Annotated in this window: 3 protein-coding genes; all 3 read right to left on the bottom strand. The window is 64.3% G+C overall.

Going from position 1 to position 2,968, the window contains the following annotated elements; genetic code table 11:
• Positions 1–26: 26 nt before the first annotated feature.
• A complete protein-coding gene (locus tag FJ492_RS28565; protein WP_140773675.1) occupies positions 27–1,556 on the bottom strand; it encodes an IS66 family transposase in 1,530 nt (509 codons plus the stop codon).
• 72 nt (positions 1,557–1,628) lie between these two features.
• Entirely contained in the window at positions 1,629–1,982 is a 354-nt protein-coding gene (tnpB, locus tag FJ492_RS28560) for an IS66 family insertion sequence element accessory protein TnpB (protein WP_140773673.1), read from the bottom strand.
• Positions 1,979–2,884 carry a transposase gene (locus FJ492_RS29400; protein ID WP_246676159.1) on the bottom strand — a complete coding sequence of 302 codons (906 nt, stop codon included), beginning with the start codon at positions 2,882–2,884 and terminating at the stop codon, positions 1,979–1,981. The genes tnpB and FJ492_RS29400 overlap by 4 nt, the downstream gene beginning before the upstream one ends.
• Between the last annotated feature and the right edge of the window lie 84 nt (positions 2,885–2,968).

Raw genomic sequence — 2,968 nt, 5'->3', positions numbered from 1 at the left:
GTAAGCGTCCGGGCGTTGCACGTCGCTCAAGTCTTGACAGGATTTCCGACTTTCCAGACCCAGGGCAGGAGTTCATCGAGCCGGTTCGCCGGGTGACCGTCGACCATGCGCATGAGTACGTCGCGCAGCCAGGCATACGGCTCAACGTCGTTAAGCTTGCAGGTTTCGACCAACGAACACAGCACGGCCCACCGATGACCACCGCCATCATTGCCCGCGAAGAGGTGGTTCTTGCGGCCGAGAGCCACTGGACGGATCGCACGCTCGACCGGGTTGGTGTCGAGCTCGATGCGGCCGTCGTGCAGGAAACGGGTCAGGCCGTCCCAGCGCGAGAGCGCATAGCGGGCGGCTTCAGCGAGGGTGCTGCGACCTGGCAACAACGGCAGTTGTGCTTCAAGCCAGACCCGCATGGCGTCGACGATTGGTTTGGAGCGACTGCGCCTGGCTGCAAGCCGTTGCCCCGGCGATTGGCCGCGAACGTCGGCCTCGACGGCATAGAGTTCGCCGATCCGTCGCAGGGCTTCCACCGCGATCGGCGCGCTGGTCGCCTGCGCCACGTCGTAGAACTTGCGCCGTGTATGGCTCCAGCAGGCTGCCAGAACGATATCTCCCTTGCCGGTGAGCCGCTCGAACCCGGCATAGCCATCGACATGCAGCACGCCCTTGAAGTGCTCGAGATGCGAGACGGGACGCTCGGCTTTGCGATCCGGCGCAAACAGATAGACCGCGGCCGGCGGCTCCGGCCCGCCCCATGGCCTCTGCTCGCGGGCGTAGACCCACAGCCTTCCGGTCTTGGTGCGGCCGCGGCCGGGATCGAGCACCGGGACCGGTGTGTCATCGGCAAAAAGAGGGTTCGAGGCGAACACGCTTTTGGCGAGCCGCTCGTGCAGGGCTTCCAGCCACCAGCAGGCGCCGCCGACCCAGCCGGCGAGCGTCGAGCGCGGAAGTTCGACTCCGTGACGGGCGAAGATTTGCGACTGCCGGTAGAGCGGCGTGTGATCGCAATACTTGCTGACCAACACCTGCGCCAGCAGCGCCGGCGTCGCCAGACCGCCGGCGATCGGCCGCTCCGGCGCCGGCGCCTGCACCACCGTCTCACAGGTCCGGCACGCATATTTGGGCCGCGTCGTCCGGATCACGCGAAGCTGTGCTGGAACCCAGTCCAGCATCTCGCTGACGCTCTCGCCGATGGCATGCAGCGCGCCGCCGCAGCACGCGCAGATCATGCTGTCGACATCGACCAGAACGTCCTCGCGCGGCAGGTGATCGGGCAACGGCTTGCGATGCGACGGCCGTTCGGCCGGCGGCTTGCCGACGAACGGACGGCTCTCCCGGATGCGCGCGATGTCGGCGTCGAGCTCTTCCAATGCGAGCGCCAGCTGATCGGGATCGAGCCGCTCGGAGCTGCGGCCGAACTGCGCCCGCTGGAGCTTTTTGATGATCGACTGAAGCCGCTCGATCTCCCCGTCGCGGCTCTCGACCGCAGCCGCCATGTCGCGCACGAGGCGTTGAAGAAGTGCTGGATCGGACGGCAGGTTTTCGAGATCGACCAACATGATCGATTCTATCACAAACAGCCTAGGAACCCAAGGATTCCGGCCTTTTCCGCGGCAACAAAAGTGCCGATTTCAGCCTGCCAGCATCGGTCGCCAGAAGCGTTCCGGCGTGCGCCAGTCGATGCCTTCGATGAGCATCGCGAGTTGTGCTGGCGACAACATCACCGAGCCGCCAGGCTCAGCCAGGCGCGGCCACATGAACTGTCCGTGGTCCATGCGTTTGGTGAACAGACACAGCCCCGTTCCGTCCCAAAAAAGGATCTTCAGGAGCGAGGCATTCTTACCGCGAAAGACGAACAGATGACCCGAGAAGGGATCCTTCTTCAGATGCTCCTGGATCAGCGTAGAGAGCCCATCGAGACCTTTGCGCATGTCGGTGTGACCCAACGCCAGATGCACTTTCACGCCGGCCGGAACGACGATCATGATGCCTTCTCCTTGCCGGCCAGATGTCGCTTGACCGCGGCCGCAGACACGCCCGCCGGCGCGAACACGCGCCGCCCATCATCCAGTTCGATCGCCACCATGCCGTCCGGCGGCCGCACGAGATGGCGCAAGGCGGCGAGCGCCGGCGGCTCGCTTTCTACTCCATCAGTGATCTCGACCAGCGCCAGTTCAGTCGCCTTGCGGGCGGTCAGGCCGAACTCTTCCCGCCAGCGAAAGGCCATGCTCGTGGCAATGCCGTGGCGGCGACAGACCTGCGCCACGGCAACGCCGGGCTTCTCCGTCTCCTGCACGATCGCCCGTTTCTGTTCGTCGCTGAACCGGCGCCGGCTCGAGCGCCCGTCCACCGCGTCGGGTGTCAAGCGATATCGGCGCCGCGTGCAATTAGCAGCGCTGCTTAATTGGGCCCGGGCACTCGGATGAAGAAGCGATCGCCAGTCCATTTCGTCGCCAGATTCTTCCAGGCGATCGCGCCAGATCCGCAGCGCATGTCGAGAAAGTCCGAGCGCGGCGGCGTACTCGGCATGGCCCATACCGCTCCAGTTCATCGCCTCAACATGCATGCTCCAGAACGCCCGGAGCGCAATCGGACCGCTGTCCGTGCGCTTGCCGTAGCGATAGCGCGGCCGCTTTTGGGAACGCTTCGGCTGCTGCGTCTTGCGCTGACGTCCGGTCTTCTTCCGACGCAAATTCTGCAGCTTTTCCGCGCGTTTGCACAGGTCTTCGCTGCTCACCAGATGGTGCATCCACAGATCGAAAGTTCTGATCGAGAGATCACGCTGGCGGCAGAATTCCTGCGCACTGAGATTGCTGCTGAGCCAGCTCGCGACCTGCGACGACCAGTAGGGGCTGTTGGCCTTGGCCCAGGAGCGGCGAGGCGCCATCCGAATATCCTCCACAGACTGAAGGAACCCGACATGACGCGATATTGCACTACTTCAAATATGTGCAGGGACCGGACGGTTACG

Origin of the sequence: Mesorhizobium sp. B2-5-4 (genome assembly GCF_006441095.1) — a bacterium.
Lineage (GTDB): Bacteria > Pseudomonadota > Alphaproteobacteria > Rhizobiales > Rhizobiaceae > Mesorhizobium > Mesorhizobium salmacidum.
The sequence above is the reverse complement of the archived record's forward strand: the minus strand, read 5'-3'. Positions and strand labels throughout refer to the sequence as shown.

Bases quoted from the DNA above. Each gene is read 5' to 3' on its own strand.
- tnpB (WP_140773673.1), bottom strand. From the start codon at position 1,982: ATGATCGTCGTTCCGGCCGGCGTGAAAGTGCATCTGGCGTTGGGTCAC.
- FJ492_RS28565 (WP_140773675.1), bottom strand. From the start codon at position 1,556: ATGTTGGTCGATCTCGAAAACCTGCCGTCCGATCCAGCACTTCTTCAA.
- FJ492_RS29400 (WP_246676159.1), bottom strand. From the start codon at position 2,884: ATGGCGCCTCGCCGCTCCTGGGCCAAGGCCAACAGCCCCTACTGGTCG.